Source organism: Avibacterium sp. 21-599, from assembly GCF_026226765.1.
GTDB lineage: Bacteria > Pseudomonadota > Gammaproteobacteria > Enterobacterales > Pasteurellaceae > Avibacterium.
In genome coordinates, this window is the sequence record NZ_JAKKOB010000001.1 from 1986063 (window position 1) to 2004774 (window position 18712).

Here is an 18712-nt window from a genome sequence, read left to right on the forward strand (position 1 = left end):
TGCATCGTATTGCTAAATAGTGGCGGTAACAAACTAGCGAACTTCTAGCATCACGTCATCAAATAATTTTTTTACCGCATTGTTATCGTGTAAACGCTCCGCTTGCTCCACCATTGGGCGGGTTAAGTGCGGTGAAAACATATTGATAAAATCGTACATATAATTACGTAAGAAAATGCTATGTTTGAACGCAATCTGCGTCATACTCGAACGGAAAATATGGCTGGCATCAATGGCAACCAGATCGTTATCTTCTGGCGTGTGTGCCATTGAAGCCATAATGCCAACCCCTAAGCCTAATCGGACATAAGTTTTAATCACATCTGCATCGGTCGCGGTAAACACAATATTCGGCAACAATCCTGCGCTGTTAAAAGCATAATCTAAATCAGAAACGCCCGTAAAACCAAAGGTATAGGTTACCAGTGGATAGTTGCCTAATTCTTCAATAGTGAGATGTTTACATTTTGCCAAAGGGTGATCCGGTTTTACAACCACCGAACGATTCCATAAATAACACGGCAATAGAACCAAATCATCAAATAAATATTGCGCTTCCGTGGTGATCGCTAAATCCACTTCTCCCGAAAGCAAGGCATCGTAAATTTGCGTGGGTGAACCTTGATGAATATGCAGGCTCACATCAGGATATTTCTTGGAAAACCGCTCTACCACAGAAGGCAACATATAACGCGCTTGCGTGTTGGTGGTGGCGATGCGTAACACGCCGTGATTAGGCTGCGTATATTCATCTGCGACGGCTTTAATGCTTTGGGTTTTCACCAATAATTCTCGCGCAATCGCGACAATTTTTTTGCCCGCTGGGGTAAGTGCTTTGATATGTTTGCCGTTACGCTCAAAAATCTCTAAGCCTAATTCATCTTCCAACAACCGCACTTGTTTGCTAATCCCCGGTTGCGAGGTAAACAAGGTATTTGCTGCTTCCGTTACATTCAAATTTTGATTTACGATTTCAACGATATAGCGTAATTGCTGAATTTTCATCATCACTCCTTGATTAAAGTGCGGTGCTTTTTTGTTACATTTTTAGGCTTTTTTATAACGTTTATTGATGTCCGCATAACGTTTCACTGCACGGCGGATTTGCCCCGTTTTGGCTCGTCTGCGTTGTTTAGTCACATCTAATTTGCTTTGCGTCTCTGGTTCAAGCCCAACTAATTCACGCAAATAATTGACATTGGTGAGATCCATTTCTTCCCATCCGCCACGCGGTAAGGTTTTCATTAATTTAATATTGCCGTAACGAATACGGATCAAACGGCTCACTTGAATGCCTTGCGATTCCCATAAACGGCGAACCTCACGATTACGCCCTTCCATTAGGGTAACATCAAACCATTGATTCATCCCCTGCCCGCCCATTGGCTTAATGGCTTTGAAATTGGCTGGCCCATCTTCTAACTGAACCCCTTTGCGTAAACGGGCGATCATTGCTTCATCGACCTGCCCAAATACGCGCACGGAATATTCACGTTCCACTTCTCGACTTGGGTGCATTAAGCGATTCGCCAATTCGCCATCCGTAGTAAATAATAATAAACCTGAGGTATTAATATCTAAACGCCCAACAGCAATCCAACGCGAACCTGTCAAACGTGGTAAGCGATCAAACACGGTGGCACGGCCTTCAGGATCGTGGCGTGTGCAGAGTTCGCCTTCGGGTTTGTAATACATCAACACGCGACACACTTCTTTTTGTGCTTGTTGTAAATTCACCAGATGTCCATCAATACGAATTTTTAAATTTGCGTTTACCACAACGCGATCACCGAGTGTTGCCATTTTGCCGTTTACGCTGACCCGATTGGCGGCGATCATCGCTTCAATTTCACGGCGAGAACCTTGTCCTGCGCGCGCCAATACTTTTTGTAATTTTTCCCCTTCGACTTTATGCGCCACAGAAAGTGCGGTCTTTTTTACCACACTTTTTTCTTTGCTTTCTACGTTTGATACGAAAGGCTTGTCTGTACGTTTTCTTTCAGTGTTATTTTTTTCAGCAAAACGCATTCCTTTGGTGGCATTGCGTTGCGAATAAGATGTTGATTTCATATTTCCTCTTGTCGCTTTCCCAAGCGTCTAACAATTTGAAAAGATTAAATAAATGGCGTAATTGAACCACTACCTTCACGCAAGATTACTGGCGTGTTGTCGGTTAAATCCACCACGGTTGTCGGCGCTTGTCCTAAATAGCCACCGTTAATAATTAAATCCACTTGATGTTCTAAACGATCGCGAATTTCTTCAGGATCAGATTGGGTAATACCTTCTTCCCCGGGCAACATTAAAGAACAAGATAAAATCGGCTCGCCCAAGGCATTCAATAAGGCTAACGCAATTTGATTATCTGGCACGCGTAAGCCAATGGTTTTACGTTTTGATGTCATTAAGCGGCGTGGCACTTCTTTCGTGGCGGTGAGAATAAAGGTATAACGCCCCGGTGTGTTATTTTTAATCAGTCGATACGCCACATTGTTCACCGTGGCATAAGTTGAAAGCTCTGATAAATCGCTACACACCAAAGTGAAATTATGATTTTCTGGCAGTTGGCGAATTTGCACAATGCGATCCATTGCGTGCTTATCACCGAGCATACAACCTAAGGCATAGCCTGAATCCGTCGGGTAAACAATCACCCCGCCTTGTTTCAACATATCCACCGCTTGATTAATTAAACGCGGCTGCGGATTTTCTGGGTGTATATAAAAAAACTGGCTCATAACCTTTATCCTGTAATAATAAACTTGGGCATTATACCGAAATTCCCCGTTGATTATAGGGTTGAGGGAAAATAAATTTGTACTGATGATTGATTTTTCACTGTTCTCGCTATTGTCGTGATCTTATCACTTTGTTACTATAACGCTAAAGATGACAGTAAATTTTTAATGCGAATATTCAAGACAAAAGCATTTCACAAATTTGCCTTAAAACACGCCATCAGCGATGAGTTGTTAGTTGAAGCGATCTTACGCGCTGAACAAGGATTGATTGATACCGATCTTGGCAATAATATTATCAAGTAACGCATAGCAAGAGCGGGACAAGGGCGAAGCGGTGGTTTTCGATCGTTTATTTTCTATCGAATTAATGAAAATCACTATTTTGTTGCAGGGATTAGTAAAAACGATCGTCAGAATATTACCCCAAAGCAACTTGCTCTACTCAAATTCTTAGCGAAACAATATACCGAAAAGAATATTCAAGACATTGAACAAGAAGTAGCGCAAGGTTTACTGATAAAAATAGTAAGGAGATAAAAAATGAGTGATGAACTTTCTGCAATGATTTATGAACACGCACTCGACTTATACGAAGCAGGACTAATGGATAAAAAAACAATGAAAAAATTTGATGCGCTGTGTTTAACGCCTGTTTCACCTTTCACCCCAGAAGAAATCAAAGCCATTCGTGAAAAAGAACAGGTTTCTCAAACCGTTTTTGCCCATTATCTCAATGTTAGTAAAAATATGATTTCAGAATGGGAAAGAGGGGTAAAAAAACCTAGCGGCGCTGCACTTAAATTATTGAATTTAGTACAGCGCCGCGGTATTGAAATTCTCGCTTAACTCAAAAAACGCTTTATCTTTTGGTAAAGCGTTTTCTTTTTACGCTGTCCCCCTCAATCGCCTCTTCCCACTGATTTCATCACCATTCAATCAAAGTCATCTAGAATCGCCAAGGCGTCACTCAGTTTTTTTACGGTAAAAACTTGCATATTTTTCACCGCACTTTTAGGTTTATTAGCAAAAGGAACGATAGCGCGGCTAAATCCGTGCTTAGCTGCCTCAGAAATCCGTTCTTGACCACTTGGTACAGGGCGAATTTCTCCTGCTAATCCCACTTCACCGAAAACCACTAAATCGCGTGGTAATGGCTGATTGCGGAAGCTGGAAATAAGCGCAAGAAGTAAGGCTAAATCGACGCTGGTTTCCGTTACTTTTACTCCACCAACCACATTAACAAAGACATCTTGATCAGACATTTGCAAGCCGCCGTGGCGATGCAATACAGCCAGTAATAATGCCAAGCGATTTTGTTCTAACCCCACGGCAACACGGCGAGGATTGGCGAGCATTGAATGATCCACCAAGGCTTGAATTTCAACCAATAAAGGGCGAGTTCCTTCCCATAGCACCATCACTGAACTGCCTGCGGTTTGTTCTTCGCCACGACTTAAGAAAATGGCTGAGGGGTTTTTCACCTCACGCAAGCCTTGTTCTGTCATTGCAAAAACCCCGAGTTCATTCACTGCGCCAAAACGGTTTTTATGGCTACGTAAGGTACGAAAACGGCTATCAGCCTCCCCCTCTAATAAAAGTGAACAGTCAATGGCGTGTTCCAAGACTTTTGGCCCTGCAAGCGTGCCGTCTTTCGTAACGTGTCCCACCATAATAATGGCGACTTGGCGAGTTTTGGCATAACGCGTAAGAAAAGCGGCGCATTCTCGTACTTGAGAAACACTTCCCGGTGAGGATTGAATATCCGCTAGATGCATCACTTGAATAGAATCCACCACAATGATTTGCGGTTTAAGTTGATCGGCAAGATGACAAATTTGTTCTACCGAGGTTTCGGATAACATCTTTAAGCGATCTGTCGGTAGCCCAAGACGATTGGCTCGCATTGCAACTTGTTGTAAAGATTCTTCCCCTGTAACATAAAGTGCGGTCATATTTTGTGCTAAACCACACATCACTTGTAATAAGAGTGTACTTTTCCCTGCCCCAGGGTGTCCGCCAATTAAGATCGCACTTCCCGGCACAATTCCTCCGCCTAATACACGATCAAGCTCATAAAAACCACTATGAAAACGAGGGACTTCTTGTAAACTGATTTCCGATAAAGTTTGAATTTTGGCTTGTGTTTCTCCCGCATAACCACTAAAGCGATCGGCTCTGCTCAATTTTGCAGGCGCAAGGCGTATTTCTGTAATGGTATTCCAAGATTTGCACGCATTACATTGTCCTTGCCAACGTGCATATTCCGCACCGCAATCATTACATACAAAAGCCGTTTTAGCTTTAGCCATTCTTTTCCTCCAAATTTGCTACGAAATGCGTTTCAAGATAAGTCAGCGAAATAAGATTTAACATTCGTTGTAAATAAAATGCTGATTGTAAGAAATCAAATAATTGTGCGATGACTTCAGCATTATTTTTCCTTTCACTATGCTGTGTAATAAGCTGTTTGCATTCTGCTAAACATTGCTGACTGCTTTCCACCAACGCTAGCCAATCAGTTTTAAGGGTGTCGTTTAACCCTTGTTGATGAAAGGCATTTTCCAATAACTTACCATTTTCTGTATAAAAATGATAAAGGTTAAAAAATGCACCAATTCGTTCCACTGTACGCAAAAAATCTTCTGCAAAATAAGCTTGCCCTAAGGCAAAAGTTTCTTCAATTAAGTTTTGTTCAAGTTGAAAAAGTGCGGTTAATTTTTGTGAAAAATTGCCCTCACCTTGGGCGAAGTTTAAAAAATCACGCCACTTGTCTAGCCAATTTTGTACTTTAGGCTGATAATTTTCCGCCAATGCATAACCCCGTTGTGCTTTGCTAATGGCGCTTAATCGCATACCATTTTCTAATCCTAAGGCGCGCACATAATTAAGCAAATCCGCGATATTACCTTGCTTTAACTCAAACTCCACTTCGCAAATTTCTGCCTGCTTATCACCTGCAATAATTTTGCCTTGATCGATTGCCACTTCAATTTCTGTAGCAATGTCTGCAGAAAGTGCGGTGCGAATTAAAAAAGTTTCTCGCTCAAAATCTGTCGCAAAAATCGGCTGTAATGCAAGGTTTTTCCAACCTGGTTCAAGATCATAATCTTCCACTAATTGAGCGAGGTTTGGGCTTTCATTTTGCTGTGGCAAATTATATTCAGGGCGAATATGTAAACCGCCTATGGTATTTCCTTTTGTTTTCAAGGTTAAGGTAATCTGTTGATTTTCTTTGCGAACACGCAAGCCCATTTGGTGTTGAGCAAAAAATTTATCTGCGGTGTCGTAATAGGTATTCCCTAAAAAAGCGTGCTGATGAGCGCACGGTTCACTTTTCATCAAATTCTGCTTAAATGAATTTAACCGAAACGGCGGAATTAGTAGTTTTAATTCAATTTCTGTACTCATTTTGTCTATTCCTTCCAATCTTAATCAAGTTTTTTCATATTATCTAATAAATTCCTTGTTTTTTCGATGAAATATAGTGTATTTTACGCGCGCATAGGCTTAAACAAGAGAGCAATGCATAAAAATTTTTCAACCTAACCCCTAGAAGGAGTTATCTTATGGCTGTAAATAATATTTTAGGATTATTTGCCCATTCCCCATTAAAGCCCTTAGCGCGTCATTCTGCTAAGGTAACTGATTGTTGTAAATATCTCATTCCCTTTTTTGACTACACTTTCCAAGGTGATTGGGAAAATGCAGAGAAATTGCGCCAAAAAATTTCGGAGACAGAACGCCAAGCTGATAGTTTGAAACGCGAAATTCGCTTAAAGCTGCCACGCGGTTTGTTTATGCCAATTGAACGCACTGATTTATTAGAACTGGTTACACAACAAGATAAATTAGCTAATTATGCCAAAGATATTGCAGGCAGAATGGTAGGGCGTCAATGCGCTTTTCCACCTGAAATGCAAGAAGATTTTATGAAATATGTGGCACGCAGTATTGATGCGGCGGAGCAAGCGCATCTGGTTATTGATGAAATGGACGGCTTGCTTGAAACGGGTTTCAAAGGGCGTGAAGTGCAATTTGTTAATAAAATGATCCAAACTCTTGATGAGATTGAAGATGATACAGATCAAATGCAAATTAAATTACGCTTAATTTTGCGTGCGATGGAAGATCAATTCAACCCAATTGACGCAATGTTTTTATACAAAATCCTGGAATGGATTGGCGTGCTTGCTGATCAAGCCCAGCGCGTAGGTTCACGAATTGAGTTAATGTTAGCTCGTTCATAATTGTTTAAGCAACATAGGAATAATACTATGGAAGTTATTCAACATTATGGCACTTTATTAGTGATCATCACCGCAGCTTTCGGCTTTTTTATGGCATTTGGTGTGGGGGCAAATGATGTTTCTAATGCAATGGGAACATCCGTAGGTTCCGGCACCATTACCGCCAAGCAAGCCATTATTATTGCAATGATTTTTGAATGTGCTGGTGCCTATTTAGCGGGTGGCGAAGTGACTGAAACCATTAAAAGTGGGGTACTCAATGCAATGGAATATACCGCAACGCCAGAAATTTTAGCGTTAGGTATGATGGCCGCTCTCTTTTCTTCAGGAATATGGTTGCTTATTGCCTCACGAATGGGCTGGCCGGTTTCCACCACGCACACCATTATTGGTGCGATTATCGGTTTCGGTTTAATTACTGTTGGCCCAAATTCTATTGACTGGTCAGCTATCCGCAATATTGTTGGCAGTTGGTTTATCACCCCTGTGATTGCTGGTGTGGTGGCGTATGGTATTTTCTTCAGCACTCAAAAACTGATTTTCGATACAGAAAAACCGTTACGCAATGCACAAAAATATGGTCCATATTATATGGGGCTAACTATCTTTATCTTGTCCGTCGTCACAATGATAAAAGGCTTAAAGCACGTTGGTTTACATTTAACGGGTGGCGAAACCTTCTTTATTTCATTAGCTATTAGTGCGATTTCTGTGGTGGCAAGCTATTTCTATTTCCGCAGCAAAAAATTCCATCAAACCGTAAAATCTGGCACCTTTGGTGCAGTAGAAAAAGTGTTCAGCATTTTAATGCTACTCACCGCCTGTGCAATGGCGTTCGCGCACGGTTCGAACGATGTGGCAAATGCCATTGGACCTTTGTCTGCCGTGGTGTCGATTGTAGATAATGGCGGTCAAATTATGGCGAAAAGTCCGCTTGCTTGGTGGATTCTTCCCTTAGGGGCGGCGGGGATCGCACTAGGTTTAATCATTATGGGCTACAAAGTAATGGCAACCATTGGGACAGGGATCACCGATCTCACACCAAGCCGCGGTTTCTCTGCCCAATTTGCCACGGCAACCACGGTAGTGCTTGCCTCAGGAACAGGGTTACCCATTTCTACCACGCAAACCCTTGTTGGTGCAATTCTTGGTATCGGTTTTGCACGAGGTATCGCCGCGTTGAATTTAACGGTAATTCGCAATATTATTGCCTCTTGGGTGATCACCTTGCCAGCGGGGGCATTCTTTGCCATTTTGATTTACTATGTGTTGCACGCCATTTTTATCTAACTGACGTAAAGCAGCGTAAACCCACATAAAATAAGACAAAGATTTTGTGAATGAAAGCAAAGTGCGGTACAATTTCCCGCACTTTTGTATTGTCTTGTTTTTAAGGTGCTGTAATGCGAAAAATGACTAAAATCTTGTTTTTATTCTTTCTTTCTGTGCCATTTGCACAGGCGGAAACCCGTTATGTAACGGAAAACCTTTCGACTTTTTTACGCAAAGGGGCTGGCGATCAATTTAAAATTGCCGGGGCAATCCGCTCAGGCGAGCCAGTCACCGTGCTAAACCAAAAAGATCGCTACACGCTCATTCGTGATAGTAAAAATCGTGAAGCGTGGATCTTAACATCTGAGCTTTCTAGCACACCAAGTAGCAAAGATGAAAACCCCAAATTAAAAGCCAAAATTGAAGAATTAACTTTAAAACTCAATCAATTAGATGGGGACTGGCAACAACGCACGAGCGAGATGCAACGCCGTACCAAACAAGCTGAACAACAAAGTAGCCAACTCTTGGAACAAAACTCCCAGCTCAACCGTGAACTTGAAATCACCAAAAATAAAAATCGTGATTTAGAAGCCATGCTTGATGCTGGCAAGCGAGAAATCGCCATTCAATGGTTTATCTACGGCGGTTCTGTGCTAGGCGTAGGTTTGCTACTTGGCTTAATTCTTCCTTTCATTATGCCGAAACGTCGCCGCCGTGATGGCTGGGCATAACCCAATCCTCTCAGCAAAATGGAAATTTATTTAGTCGGCGGTGCTGTACGCGATCAACTGCTCAATCTCCCTGTTAAAGACAAAGATTGGGTAGTGATTGGTACAACCCCCGAAGAGCTACTGCAACAAGGCTATATTCAAGTCGGGAAAGATTTCCCCGTCTTCCTTGATCCGAAAAAGAAAGAAGAATATGCGCTAGCACGCACGGAAAAAAAAGCAGGTGTAGGATACACGGGATTTATTTGTGATTTCAGCCCAGAAATAACTCTCGAGCAAGATTTAATCCGCCGAGATCTGACGATTAATGCCATTGCCCAAGACAGCCAAGGCAATTTGCACGATCCTTATGGTGGTGTCAATGATTTGAATCATCGCCTACTCCGTCATATTTCCCCAGCGTTTGCAGAAGACCCTTTACGGGTGTTAAGAGTGGCACGTTTTGCCGCACGTTACCATTATTTAGGCTTTCAAATTGCGCCTGAAACCATTCAATTAATGAAAGAAATCACGCTCTCTGGTGAACTTTCTCATCTCACCACAGAGCGCGTATGGCTAGAAACAGAAAAAGCCTTACAAACCCCAAATCCTGAAATTTATTTTGAGATTTTGAGAAAAATCAACGCATTAGCGGTGCTTTTCCCTGAGCTAAATGCCCTTTACGGTGTGCCAAACCCAGTGCAACATCACCCCGAAGTGGATAGTTTTATCCATACAATGATGGTATTACACCAAGCAAGCTTACTGACGACAAAGAGCAACAAGCAACAAAAAAGTGCGGTACGTTTTGCCGCAATTTGCCACGATCTAGGCAAAGCCCTCACCCCCAAAGATATGCTTCCCCGTCATATTGGACACGAACACAACGGAATAATACCAACCCGAAACCTATGTAATCGCTTAAAAGTCCCCAGCTACATCAAAGAACTGGCTTGTCTTGTGTGCGAAACCCATACCAATATTCACCGCGCATTTGACTTACGCCCAGCCACTATTGTTAGATTATTCAATAAATTAGACGTATGGCGTAAAGCAGAACGTTTTGAACAACTGTTACTTGTTTGTAAAGCAGATGCAAAAGGTCGCAAGGGCTTTGAACAGGTGGATTACCCACAAGCGGATTTCCTACTTAAACTGTATCAAGCCGCACTTCAGGTTGATGTACAACAGGTGATTAGAGATGGATTTGAAAAAGAAAAAATCCGTGAAGAATTAAACAAACGCCGCCAAAAAGCGATTGAACAAGCCAAAAAAGCATATTCGCAAGAATAGGAAAATACGATGCGATTCTCTTTACTCAAAAACAAATACAATGCCCTGTTACGCAAACTGTTCATTCATCCCAAAATGCGTAATGAATTGAAAAATAAAGGAATGACGGTAATAGCCAGTAATTGTAACGGTGCATTTATTTTGCACGATTTAGCACAACCGTTTAATTCGCCTTTTGTAAATTTATATCTTGAACCCAAAGATTTTATTCGCTATTTACAGCGTATTGAACATTATCAGCAACAAACCTTGCAATTTGTGGCGCAATCACCTTACCCGATTGCTTATTTAGATGATGTAAAAATTCACTTTATGCATTATGCAAATGCACAGCAAGCCCAAGAAAAATGGCAACAGCGCTCACAACGGATTGATCTTGAAAATCTTTTTATTATTATGACCGATCGTGATGGCTGCACAGAACAAGATCTCAACGCCTTTGATGCTCTGCCTTATCCAAACAAAGTGGTATTTACACATAAACCTTACCCAGCAATTCCTTCCGCTTTTTACATTCAAGGCTTTGAACAACAAGATTGTGTAGGCGATCTTTTTGCTTATTCAGGTTGGAGCGGTAAACGCTATTATGATCAGTTTGATTATCTCGCTTGGTTTAACCAACACAAAAACAAGAAACGTTCATCACATTAGGATAAAAATAAAGTGCGGTGAAATTTTGTTAAATTTTTTACCGCACTTTTAACTGAACTCTTACAACGCAATTTCGTCAAGGCTACGCCCAAAACTTGGGATAAACACTTGAATAAAATATGTCATTTCTTCGCTGTGCCATTCCGCCATTAATGCTTCTAACCGTACTTTCGCGGAAGAGAATTCTTGATTACCTTGTTCCAATTCAAACTTCGCTTTGATGTAAGCACAAAGTAAATCGGCTTGTTTTACAATGTGTTTTTCTTCAGCAGAAAATTGTTCACTATGTAAATAAGGCGCAAAATCAGGTTGCAATTCTTCGGGGAGTAAACTCAATAAATGAAATTCTGCGGCACTTTCAATTTGTTTATAGGCTTGGGTAATACTGTCATTAAAATATTTAATTGGCGTAGGTAAATCACCAGTAAAAATTTCTGCACTGTCGTGATACATTGCCAATACGGCAATGCGTTCAGGATTTAGCTGACCTGCATAAAATTTATTTTTGATGATAGCCAACATATGTGCCACAAACGCCACTTGTAGGCTATGTTCCGCTAAATTTTCTTTTTCAATATTACGCATTAAAGACCAACGCTGAATGAGCTTTAAGCGATCCAAACAGGCAAAGAAGTGGCTCGGTTGTAAGCATTCAAAGGACATTTAGTTCTCCGTATATTCTTCAATGGTAACTGGCAAAGTCATCACTTTGCCAAGACGAGAAATCACCATATTCACGGTGGTGTTTGGTCTGGTATTACTAATCACATTCATCATTTGTGCCGGTGATTCTGCTTTTATATCGCCAAATTGCAGCATAATATCCCCCGCTTGTAAGCCGGCTTTGGCAGCAGGGCTGTTTTCTTTCACATTCGTAATTTCAATACCTTTGCTGCTCGTTTCATCACTAAGCAAGACGTCAGTTTGAATACCAAGAAAACCGCGAATCACACGTCCATCACGGATAATTTTTTTCATTACGTCATTGGCAAGATCAATGGGAATGGCAAAATTCAACCCTTCCGCAATTTCATTAGCATTTTTACCAATGCTTAATGTGCTAATGCCCACCAATTCACCAAGGGAATTAATCAATGCGCCACCTGAATTACCACGATTAATGGACGCATCAGTTTGGATAAAATTTTGTCGCCCAATGTAATCGCCTACCGCATTGCGCCCCAACGCACTGATAATGCCTTGCGATACGCTTTGCCCTAAGTTATAAGGGTTACCAATGGCAAGCACCACATCACCTACGTGCAATTTACGCTTGGTATTAGGAATAGTGGGTAAATTATCTGCGCGGATTTTTAGTACCGCTAAATCGGTAAGATTGTCTGAGCCGATCAAACTAGCTTCAAAAATTCGCCCATTTTGCATTGCCACCACGATTTGATCGGCATTTTGAATAACGTGTTTATTGGTGAGAATATGCCCGTCTTTCACCATTATCACGCCCGAGCCAAGATTGGTAATCTGTGGCTGTCCACTCATCGAAGTAAAAGATTGACTGTACACATTCACGACCGCAGGCGAAGCAACCCGAACCGCATCTTTAAAAGAAAGGATCGCTTTTTGAAACAAAGGCTGATCTTGCTTTAGGAAAGGGCTAATTAACAAAATTGCGCCAGCGGCAAGTAAACCGATGACAATCGATTGGATAAGCTTTCTTAACATTCTTATTCTCTTCGTATTCGTTATATGATTTGCTTGTTTCTTTACTTTCACTTAATTTTTTGGATGATAAATTAATTTTAAATCTTCACCAATTGGCGTTGCCGATTGTAATTGCCATTGTGGCGCATCAGCTAATTTTTGGAGATGCGGTAATTGACAAAGACCTTTCCCTTTATCGCCCAATAATTTAGGTGCAAGATAAATAATCAGCTCGTCCACCAATTTTGCTTCAATCAAGGCACCGGCTAATTGTGCGCCCGCTTCAACCCATAAGGTATTAATTTGTTGTTCTGCTAACTGAGTTAAAAGTGCGGTGAAAAAATCCGCCTTTTTTTCAATATGTATTGCCTGACAGAAATCGGGCATACCTTGCATATCTCTTACCGTTGAACTGACTAACCAAACAGGCGTAGGTTGTTGAAATAACTGATATTCTGGCGTAACTCGATGCTGGCTATCTAAAATAACCCGCACGGGCTGGCGAAGTTCGCTATCAGGATATTGTTGTTGAACCGCTAAAGGAAGTTGCTCCCAACGTACATTTAACATCGGATTATCCATTAATACCGTTTGACTTGTGGAAAGAATGGCACTTGCTGCTGCCCGATATTGCTGCACATCTTGACGTGCCAGTGCACCGGTGATCCATTTACTTTCGCCACTTGCCATTGCGGTCCGTCCATCAATGCTCATCGCCATTTTCAGTTGTACAAAAGGACGATTGCGACGCATTCTTGTGAGAAAACCTTGATTGAGCAACGCTGCTTGCTCTGCCAATAATCCGACCTCCGTTTGCACGCCAGCTTGTTCAAGCATTTTCAAGCCACGTCCAGCAACTTGCGGATTGGGATCGGTCATTGCGGCAATCACTTTTATTACCCCAGCTTCAATTAATCCTTTGGCGCAAGGTGGCGTGCGACCAAAATGAGAACAAGGCTCAAGGGTAACATAAGCCGTTGCACCACGCGCATTTTCTCCAGCTTCACGCAATGCCATTACTTCGGCGTGTGGTTGCCCTGCTTTAAGGTGGAAGCCTTTACCGATCACCTTGCCTTCTTTAACCAAAACACAACCCACTGAAGGATTTGGCGTGGTAGTAAAACGTCCTTGCTTGGCGAGATCCAACGCCATTTGCATAAATTGCTGATCTTGTTGAGAAAATGATTGCATATTAATCCTTCAGGCTTTCGATTTCTTTGGTAAATTGATCGATGTCATCAAAACTTAAATAAACGGAGGCAAAACGGATATAGGCGACTTTATCCAATTTTTTTAACTCATTCATTGCCAGTTGCCCGACAAAATGGCTTGGCACTTCACGCTCCCCTGTGGCACGCAGTTGATGAATAATGCGATTAATGGATTTTTCCACATCATCAGAACTTACTGGACGTTTCTCTAAGGCGTGCAGAATACCACGACGGAGTTTTTCTTCATCAAAAGGTTCGCGCGATTGATCACTTTTAATAATTTTTGGGATCACGAGTTCAATAATTTCAAAGGTGGTAAAACGTTCGTGACAATGCCCACATTCACGGCGGCGGCGAACCTGAAAGCCATCGGAGACCAACCGACTATCGATCACTTTCGTTTCTTCTGTTGAACAAAAAGGACAACGCATAAATTCTTTCAATCCCCTTTTTAAATGGTATTTCCCATTTTAATGGCTAAAACAGCATAAAATTTTTGTTATAAAGGCTCGAATTGTAGCAAAATTTACCTTTTTTTACGATCTTTATACGGCAAAAAATGATCTTACGCAGGTATTTTATAACTTTTTTTGTTGTCTTATTGCCTTATACACCTTAATTCCCTACTATATTACTCAACTATTTTATCTTTGGAGAAAGACAATGAAAAATGAATTAATTTGCTACAAAAAAATGCCTGTGTGGAACAAAGAAAGTCTGCCAAAAATGTTCCAAGAAAAACATAACACGAAAATTGGCACTTGGGGCAAAATTACCGTGCTACAAGGCAAACTAAAATTTTATGTTTTAACCGAACAAGGGGACGTAGTGAGTGAGCATATTTTCACTGCGCAAGATGACACGCCTTTTGTTGAACCGCAACTATGGCACCGCGTCGAAGCCGCTTCGGATGATCTGGAATGTTATTTAGCATTTTATTGTAAAAAAGAAGATTATTTCAGCAAAAAATATAATATGACCCCAACGCATTCTGAAGTGAAAAATGCGGTGGAAATCATTCCACCTTGCAAAGTCTTAGATCTTGGTTGCGGACAAGGACGCAACTCGCTCTTTTTAAGTCTGCTTGGCTATGATGTTACTTCTTGGGATCACAACGAAAATAGCCTTGCTTTTCTAACCAGTACGGCGGAAAAAGAAAATCTCAATATTCAGACCGCACTTTATAATATCAATGACGCCAATATTCAGGAAAATTACGATTTTATTCTGTCTACGGTGGTATTTATGTTCCTTGATCGCAATGCCATTCCTGCGATTATTGAGAATATGCAAAATCACACAAATGCTGGCGGTTATAATCTCATTGTCGCGGCAATGAGTACTGATGATTTGCCTTGCCCAATGCCATTCTCTTTCACTTTCAAAGAAGGTGAACTGAAAAATTATTATCAAAATTGGGAATTGATTAAATATCAAGAAGAAATGGGCGAACTTCACAAAACAGATGAAAATGGCAACCGCATTAAAATGAAATTTGTAACAATGTTGGCAAAGAAAAAATAAACCAACCATAAAAAGAAAAAGCAATAACACCAGAAGTGCGGTGGAAATTTTTGAATTTTTTCACCGCACTTGTTTTCTACCTCATTTTATTTATCCCCATTCTTTTTACTCTCCTTTTATTTTTCTCTTTCTCGCCAAAGGGTAAACAATGCGCTATCTCGCAAATTTTTCCATTGATCATAGGCGATTACCTTACCTTGATCTAACAGCACCACTTGTTGAGCTAAACGTGCTAATTCTTCAAGGCTATGAGTAACATATAAAATAGGAATCGCAATTTCTTGTGCAAGTTTATCTAGATAATCCAATAACTCTAATTTGCGCGGTAGATCAAGGGCGGAAAGGGGTTCGTCCATCAGCAAAATTTCAGGTTGGCTGAGCAATGCACGCCCAATCGCAACACGCTGTTTTTCACCGCCTGATAAGGTGATCGGATAGCGTTTGAGTAAATGCTCAATACCCAAAAGTTGCACAATACGATCAAACTCTGCGGTATTTCTCTGTTTCATTCCGTAACGTAAATTGCCTATTACCGAATAATGAGGAAATAATCTGCCTTCTTGAAAAACATAGCCCACATTACGATGATTAGGTGGAAGATTAAATTGCGTTTCTGTATTAACTAAATCTCGCCCATTCAAACGAATATAGCCTTCATCAGGTTGCAACAAACCACTCACTAAATTAATCAGTGTGGTTTTCCCTGAACCAGACAAGCCAAATAATGCGGTAACCCCTTGCGTGGGCAACTGTAAATCTACCGCAAAAGTCATTTTGCCTAATTGTTTGCGTACATTAATTTCTAACATCAGATTGTCCCAAGCGTTTTTGTGTATATTTTGCTAACCATTCCGAAATCAATAAAGAAATCAAGGCAATTACAATAGCAATCAAACATAAGCGTGCTGCTGCACTTTCTGCACCCGGTGTTTCAAGAAAAGAAAACATTGCAAGAGGGATGGTTTGGGTTACTTTTGGAATATTTGAAACAAAGGTGATGGTTGCCCCAAATTCGCCTAATGAGCGAGCAAAACCAAGCACAATCCCTGCCAATATCCCCGGTAGTGCAAGTGGTAGGGTGATCGTGAAAAATGTTTTCAAGGCAGATGATCCCAAGGTGCGTGCTGCTTGCTCAAGCTTGAAATCTACATTTTCAATAGCTAGACGAATTGAGCGTACCACTAGTGGGAAAGAGACAATGGCAGAAGCTAATGCGGCGCCATACCAACTAAAGCCAAAGCTAAAATCAAACCATTGCAATAAGTATCGCCCGATAATGCCATTTCGCCCCATTGCGATTAATAATAAATAACCAACCACCACAGGAGGTAAAACTAAAGGCAAATGAATAATGCCATTGAGCAAGGATTTTCCCCAGAAATCTTTGCGCGCCAGCAACCAAGCCACCAAAATTGCGCAAGGCAATCCAGCCAACACTGACACCAATGCCACTTTGACACTTAATGCAATGGCATTCAACTCAGCTGAGGAAAAATGAAAAAAGGCCTGCCAATCCATTTGCATCGTACCCTTTTATTTGACCACGAATCCAGCTTTCAGGAAGATCTTTTTCGCCTCTTCTGATTGCAAATAGGCAAGAAAATCAACACTTTCCTGATTGCTATGCCCAACCACAATTGCCGCAGGATATTCAATCGCCGCGTGAGAATTTTCAGGGAAAACCGCCACCACTTTCACTTTTTGGCTTGCTGTTGCATCTGTGCCATATACAATCCCAAGAGGGGCTTCACCTTGTTCAACTAAGGCTAATGCAGCACGCACATTATTGGCTCTGGCAAGTTTATTTTCAACCACTTGCCATTGATTTAAGCTTGTTAAGGCTTCTTGTGCATATTTCCCAGCAGGAACGTGCGCAGGATCCCCCACTGCCAAATAGCTACCTTTTAATTCACCTTGCCACTGAGCATTTTGCACATCAATCTGCGCTAATCGGCTGTTTTTCGGGGCAATCATAACCAGACTATTCTGCACTAAATTCACGCGACTTTTTGGCTCAATCACATTCTTTTCCGATAAAAAATCCATCCATTTTTGGTTGGCAGAAATAAAAATATCCGCTGGCGCTCCCTGTGAAATTTGTCTCGCCAATACAGAAGAAGAGGCAAAAGAAAAATCAATTTCTTCTTTAGGGTGAGTTGCTAAATACTGCGTTTTCACCTCTTCTAATACATTTGTCATAGAAGCAGCGGCAAAAATAGTCAGCTTCGCTTGCGCAGAAAGTGAAAATAGTGAACAAGCCAATAAAGTTGAACAAAGAAATGTTTTAAGTTTTAGCATTGGGATACTCCTTAGTCACCAATATAAAATAAATTATATAACGATTTAAAAAATAAAAGCTACATAAAAAAGAGAACTTCTCGTAAAATAGTTTTACTTGATTTCAAGGGTGTCAAAATAAACAGGGCTAGCACAAACTCTATTGGGAATTTGAGGGGAATAATGTTAAATAGTGAAGTATTGCTCAGTATAAAATTACAACAACAGCTTTTTGTTGATCCAAAACGAATGCGTTTATTACGTGAAATTGCCGAATCTGGCTCTATCAGCCAAGCAGCAAAAAACGCCAACGTGAGTTATAAAAGTGCTTGGGATCATCTTGAAGCAATGAATAGCCTCAGCCCGATGCCTTTACTAGAACGTAATACAGGTGGAAAAAATGGTGGCGGTACAACACTGACAAATTATGCCAAGCGATTGTTAAAACTCTACGATCTATTGCAAGAAACACAACAAAAAGCCTTTCAAATTCTACAAGATGAACAAATTCCCCTTGATAGTTTACTGACTGCTACGGCGCGTTTTTCTTTGCAAAGTAGCGCCAGAAATCAGTTTTTTGGTACAGTGAAAAGCCTAACACAAGAAGACAATCATTGCGCTGTGGAAATCCAACTTCCCCATTTCGATCAGCCTATTATTGCCTTTATCACCGCACAAAGTGCGGTACGTTTACAGCTTCATTTAGGTAAAGAAGTAATGCTAATGATCAAAGCGCCTTGGGTAAAATTATTCGCTAAAAAACCGCAAAAAACCTGTAATATTTTCACCGCACTTTTATCCTATATCAATCATCAAAATCACACTAATGAAGCAATTCTCACCCTAAATGAGCAATTAGAATGCTGTGCTAGCCTTGACGAACATTCCTCTTTCCAACAAGGTGATAAACTCTTTTGCTATATTGATCCTGAACAAATTGTTTTACTCACACTGTACTAGCATTGTGTTAGCTAAATCGCCTATTTAGCTAACTACCCTGCCTCATTTTGAGTTTGCGATTTTCGGTATATTTTTTCAAATTTTGAAATAAGATGGCACGTTATAGGCTTGCTTTATTGCATTGCCTGTAACGTGCCATCTCGTTTCATTCCAAATTTAAACGGCGA

Annotated in this window: 18 protein-coding genes and 3 pseudogenes; 9 read left to right on the forward strand and 12 right to left on the reverse strand. The window is 41.0% G+C overall.

The annotated features are described in order from the left end of the window. Positions 1–33: 33 nt before the first annotated feature. The 3 genes and pseudogenes from cysB to L5B83_RS09485 form a co-directional block, all read right to left on the reverse strand. Positions 34–1005: an HTH-type transcriptional regulator CysB gene (gene cysB / locus L5B83_RS09475; RefSeq protein ID WP_250351673.1), complete on the reverse strand. Its 972-nt coding sequence runs from the start codon at positions 1003–1005 to the stop codon at positions 34–36. A 42-nt stretch (positions 1006–1047) separates the two neighbouring features. Then, positions 1048–1956, reverse strand: a pseudogene (rluB, locus tag L5B83_RS09480) (23S rRNA pseudouridine(2605) synthase RluB); the annotation flags it as partial. A gap of 158 nt (positions 1957–2114) precedes the next feature. After that, entirely contained in the window at positions 2115–2738 is a 624-nt protein-coding gene (locus L5B83_RS09485; RefSeq protein ID WP_250350041.1) for an L-threonylcarbamoyladenylate synthase, read from the reverse strand. Positions 2739–2906: 168 nt separating this feature from the next. On the opposite strand from L5B83_RS09485, the pseudogene L5B83_RS09490 reads away from it, so the two are divergent. Together L5B83_RS09490 and L5B83_RS09495 are read left to right on the forward strand one after the other, a co-directional pair. After that, positions 2907–3278, forward strand: a pseudogene (locus L5B83_RS09490) (type II toxin-antitoxin system RelE/ParE family toxin). A 3-nt stretch (positions 3279–3281) separates the two neighbouring features. Next, the gene (locus L5B83_RS09495) at positions 3282–3587 is read left to right on the forward strand and encodes a helix-turn-helix domain-containing protein (protein WP_265778307.1); all 306 of its coding nucleotides are present in this window, start codon (positions 3282–3284) and stop codon (positions 3585–3587) included. Between the two features lie 86 nt (positions 3588–3673). On the opposite strand, the gene radA is transcribed toward L5B83_RS09495, so the two are convergent. Further along, a complete protein-coding gene (gene radA, locus L5B83_RS09500) occupies positions 3674–5050 on the reverse strand; it encodes a DNA repair protein RadA (RefSeq protein ID WP_265778308.1) in 1377 nt (458 codons plus the stop codon). Beyond that, a complete protein-coding gene (locus L5B83_RS09505; protein WP_265778309.1) occupies positions 5043–6149 on the reverse strand; it encodes a CYTH domain-containing protein in 1107 nt (368 codons plus the stop codon). Before L5B83_RS09505 ends, radA begins: the two co-directional genes overlap by 8 nt. A gap of 158 nt (positions 6150–6307) precedes the next feature. On the opposite strand from L5B83_RS09505, the gene L5B83_RS09510 reads away from it, so the two are divergent. From L5B83_RS09510 to L5B83_RS09530, 5 genes are all read left to right on the forward strand, one after another. After that, positions 6308–6988 (forward strand): TIGR00153 family protein, encoded by a 681-nt coding sequence (locus L5B83_RS09510; RefSeq protein ID WP_250350455.1) that lies wholly within the window; start codon positions 6308–6310, stop codon positions 6986–6988. Between the two features lie 27 nt (positions 6989–7015). Continuing rightward, on the forward strand, positions 7016–8278 hold the full coding sequence (locus tag L5B83_RS09515) for an inorganic phosphate transporter (RefSeq protein WP_250350456.1): 1263 nt from the start codon (positions 7016–7018) through the stop codon (positions 8276–8278). A gap of 113 nt (positions 8279–8391) precedes the next feature. Continuing rightward, positions 8392–8994 (forward strand): TIGR04211 family SH3 domain-containing protein, encoded by a 603-nt coding sequence (locus L5B83_RS09520; protein WP_265778310.1) that lies wholly within the window; start codon positions 8392–8394, stop codon positions 8992–8994. Positions 8995–9012: 18 nt separating this feature from the next. After that, positions 9013–10263, forward strand: coding sequence for a multifunctional CCA addition/repair protein (locus L5B83_RS09525; protein WP_265778311.1), 1251 nt, complete (start codon positions 9013–9015; stop codon positions 10261–10263). 9 nt (positions 10264–10272) lie between these two features. After that, a complete protein-coding gene (locus L5B83_RS09530; protein ID WP_265778312.1) occupies positions 10273–10914 on the forward strand; it encodes a DUF1919 domain-containing protein in 642 nt (213 codons plus the stop codon). A 60-nt stretch (positions 10915–10974) separates the two neighbouring features. Here L5B83_RS09530 and yfbR read toward each other — a convergent pair whose 3' ends face one another. From yfbR to nrdR, 4 genes are read right to left on the reverse strand one after another with little or no spacing between them, the layout of a single operon-like run. Then, complete coding sequence (yfbR, locus tag L5B83_RS09535; protein ID WP_265778313.1) at positions 10975–11577, reverse strand: 5'-deoxynucleotidase; 603 nt, start codon at positions 11575–11577, stop codon at positions 10975–10977. Beyond that, a complete protein-coding gene (degS, locus tag L5B83_RS09540) occupies positions 11578–12594 on the reverse strand; it encodes an outer membrane-stress sensor serine endopeptidase DegS (protein ID WP_250364394.1) in 1017 nt (338 codons plus the stop codon). It abuts the gene before it with no gap. 51 nt (positions 12595–12645) lie between these two features. Next, positions 12646–13764, reverse strand: a complete 1119-nt coding sequence (ribD, locus tag L5B83_RS09545; RefSeq protein ID WP_250364393.1) for a bifunctional diaminohydroxyphosphoribosylaminopyrimidine deaminase/5-amino-6-(5-phosphoribosylamino)uracil reductase RibD — start codon at positions 13762–13764, stop codon at positions 12646–12648. Position 13765: 1 nt separating this feature from the next. Beyond that, positions 13766–14215, reverse strand: a complete 450-nt coding sequence (nrdR, locus tag L5B83_RS09550) for a transcriptional regulator NrdR (protein WP_250364392.1) — start codon at positions 14213–14215, stop codon at positions 13766–13768. Between the two features lie 232 nt (positions 14216–14447). Between nrdR and tehB the strand changes: the two genes are divergently transcribed. Next, positions 14448–15308, forward strand: a complete 861-nt coding sequence (tehB, locus tag L5B83_RS09555) for an SAM-dependent methyltransferase TehB (protein ID WP_265778314.1) — start codon at positions 14448–14450, stop codon at positions 15306–15308. Positions 15309–15439: 131 nt separating this feature from the next. Here tehB and modC read toward each other — a convergent pair. From modC to modA, 3 genes and pseudogenes are all read right to left on the reverse strand, one after another. Further along, a pseudogene (gene modC / locus L5B83_RS09560) lies at positions 15440–16117 on the reverse strand (molybdenum ABC transporter ATP-binding protein); the annotation flags it as partial. Further along, positions 16104–16826, reverse strand: coding sequence for a molybdate ABC transporter permease subunit (gene modB / locus L5B83_RS09565; RefSeq protein ID WP_442780640.1), 723 nt, complete (start codon positions 16824–16826; stop codon positions 16104–16106). The pseudogene modC and the gene modB, both read right to left, overlap by 14 nt. 15 nt (positions 16827–16841) lie before the next feature. Further along, a complete protein-coding gene (modA, locus tag L5B83_RS09570) occupies positions 16842–17606 on the reverse strand; it encodes a molybdate ABC transporter substrate-binding protein (RefSeq protein ID WP_250364389.1) in 765 nt (254 codons plus the stop codon). Positions 17607–17768: 162 nt separating this feature from the next. Between modA and L5B83_RS09575 the strand changes: the two genes are divergently transcribed. After that, on the forward strand, positions 17769–18545 hold the full coding sequence (locus L5B83_RS09575) for a TOBE domain-containing protein (protein ID WP_265778316.1): 777 nt from the start codon (positions 17769–17771) through the stop codon (positions 18543–18545). Positions 18546–18712: the final 167 nt, after the last annotated feature.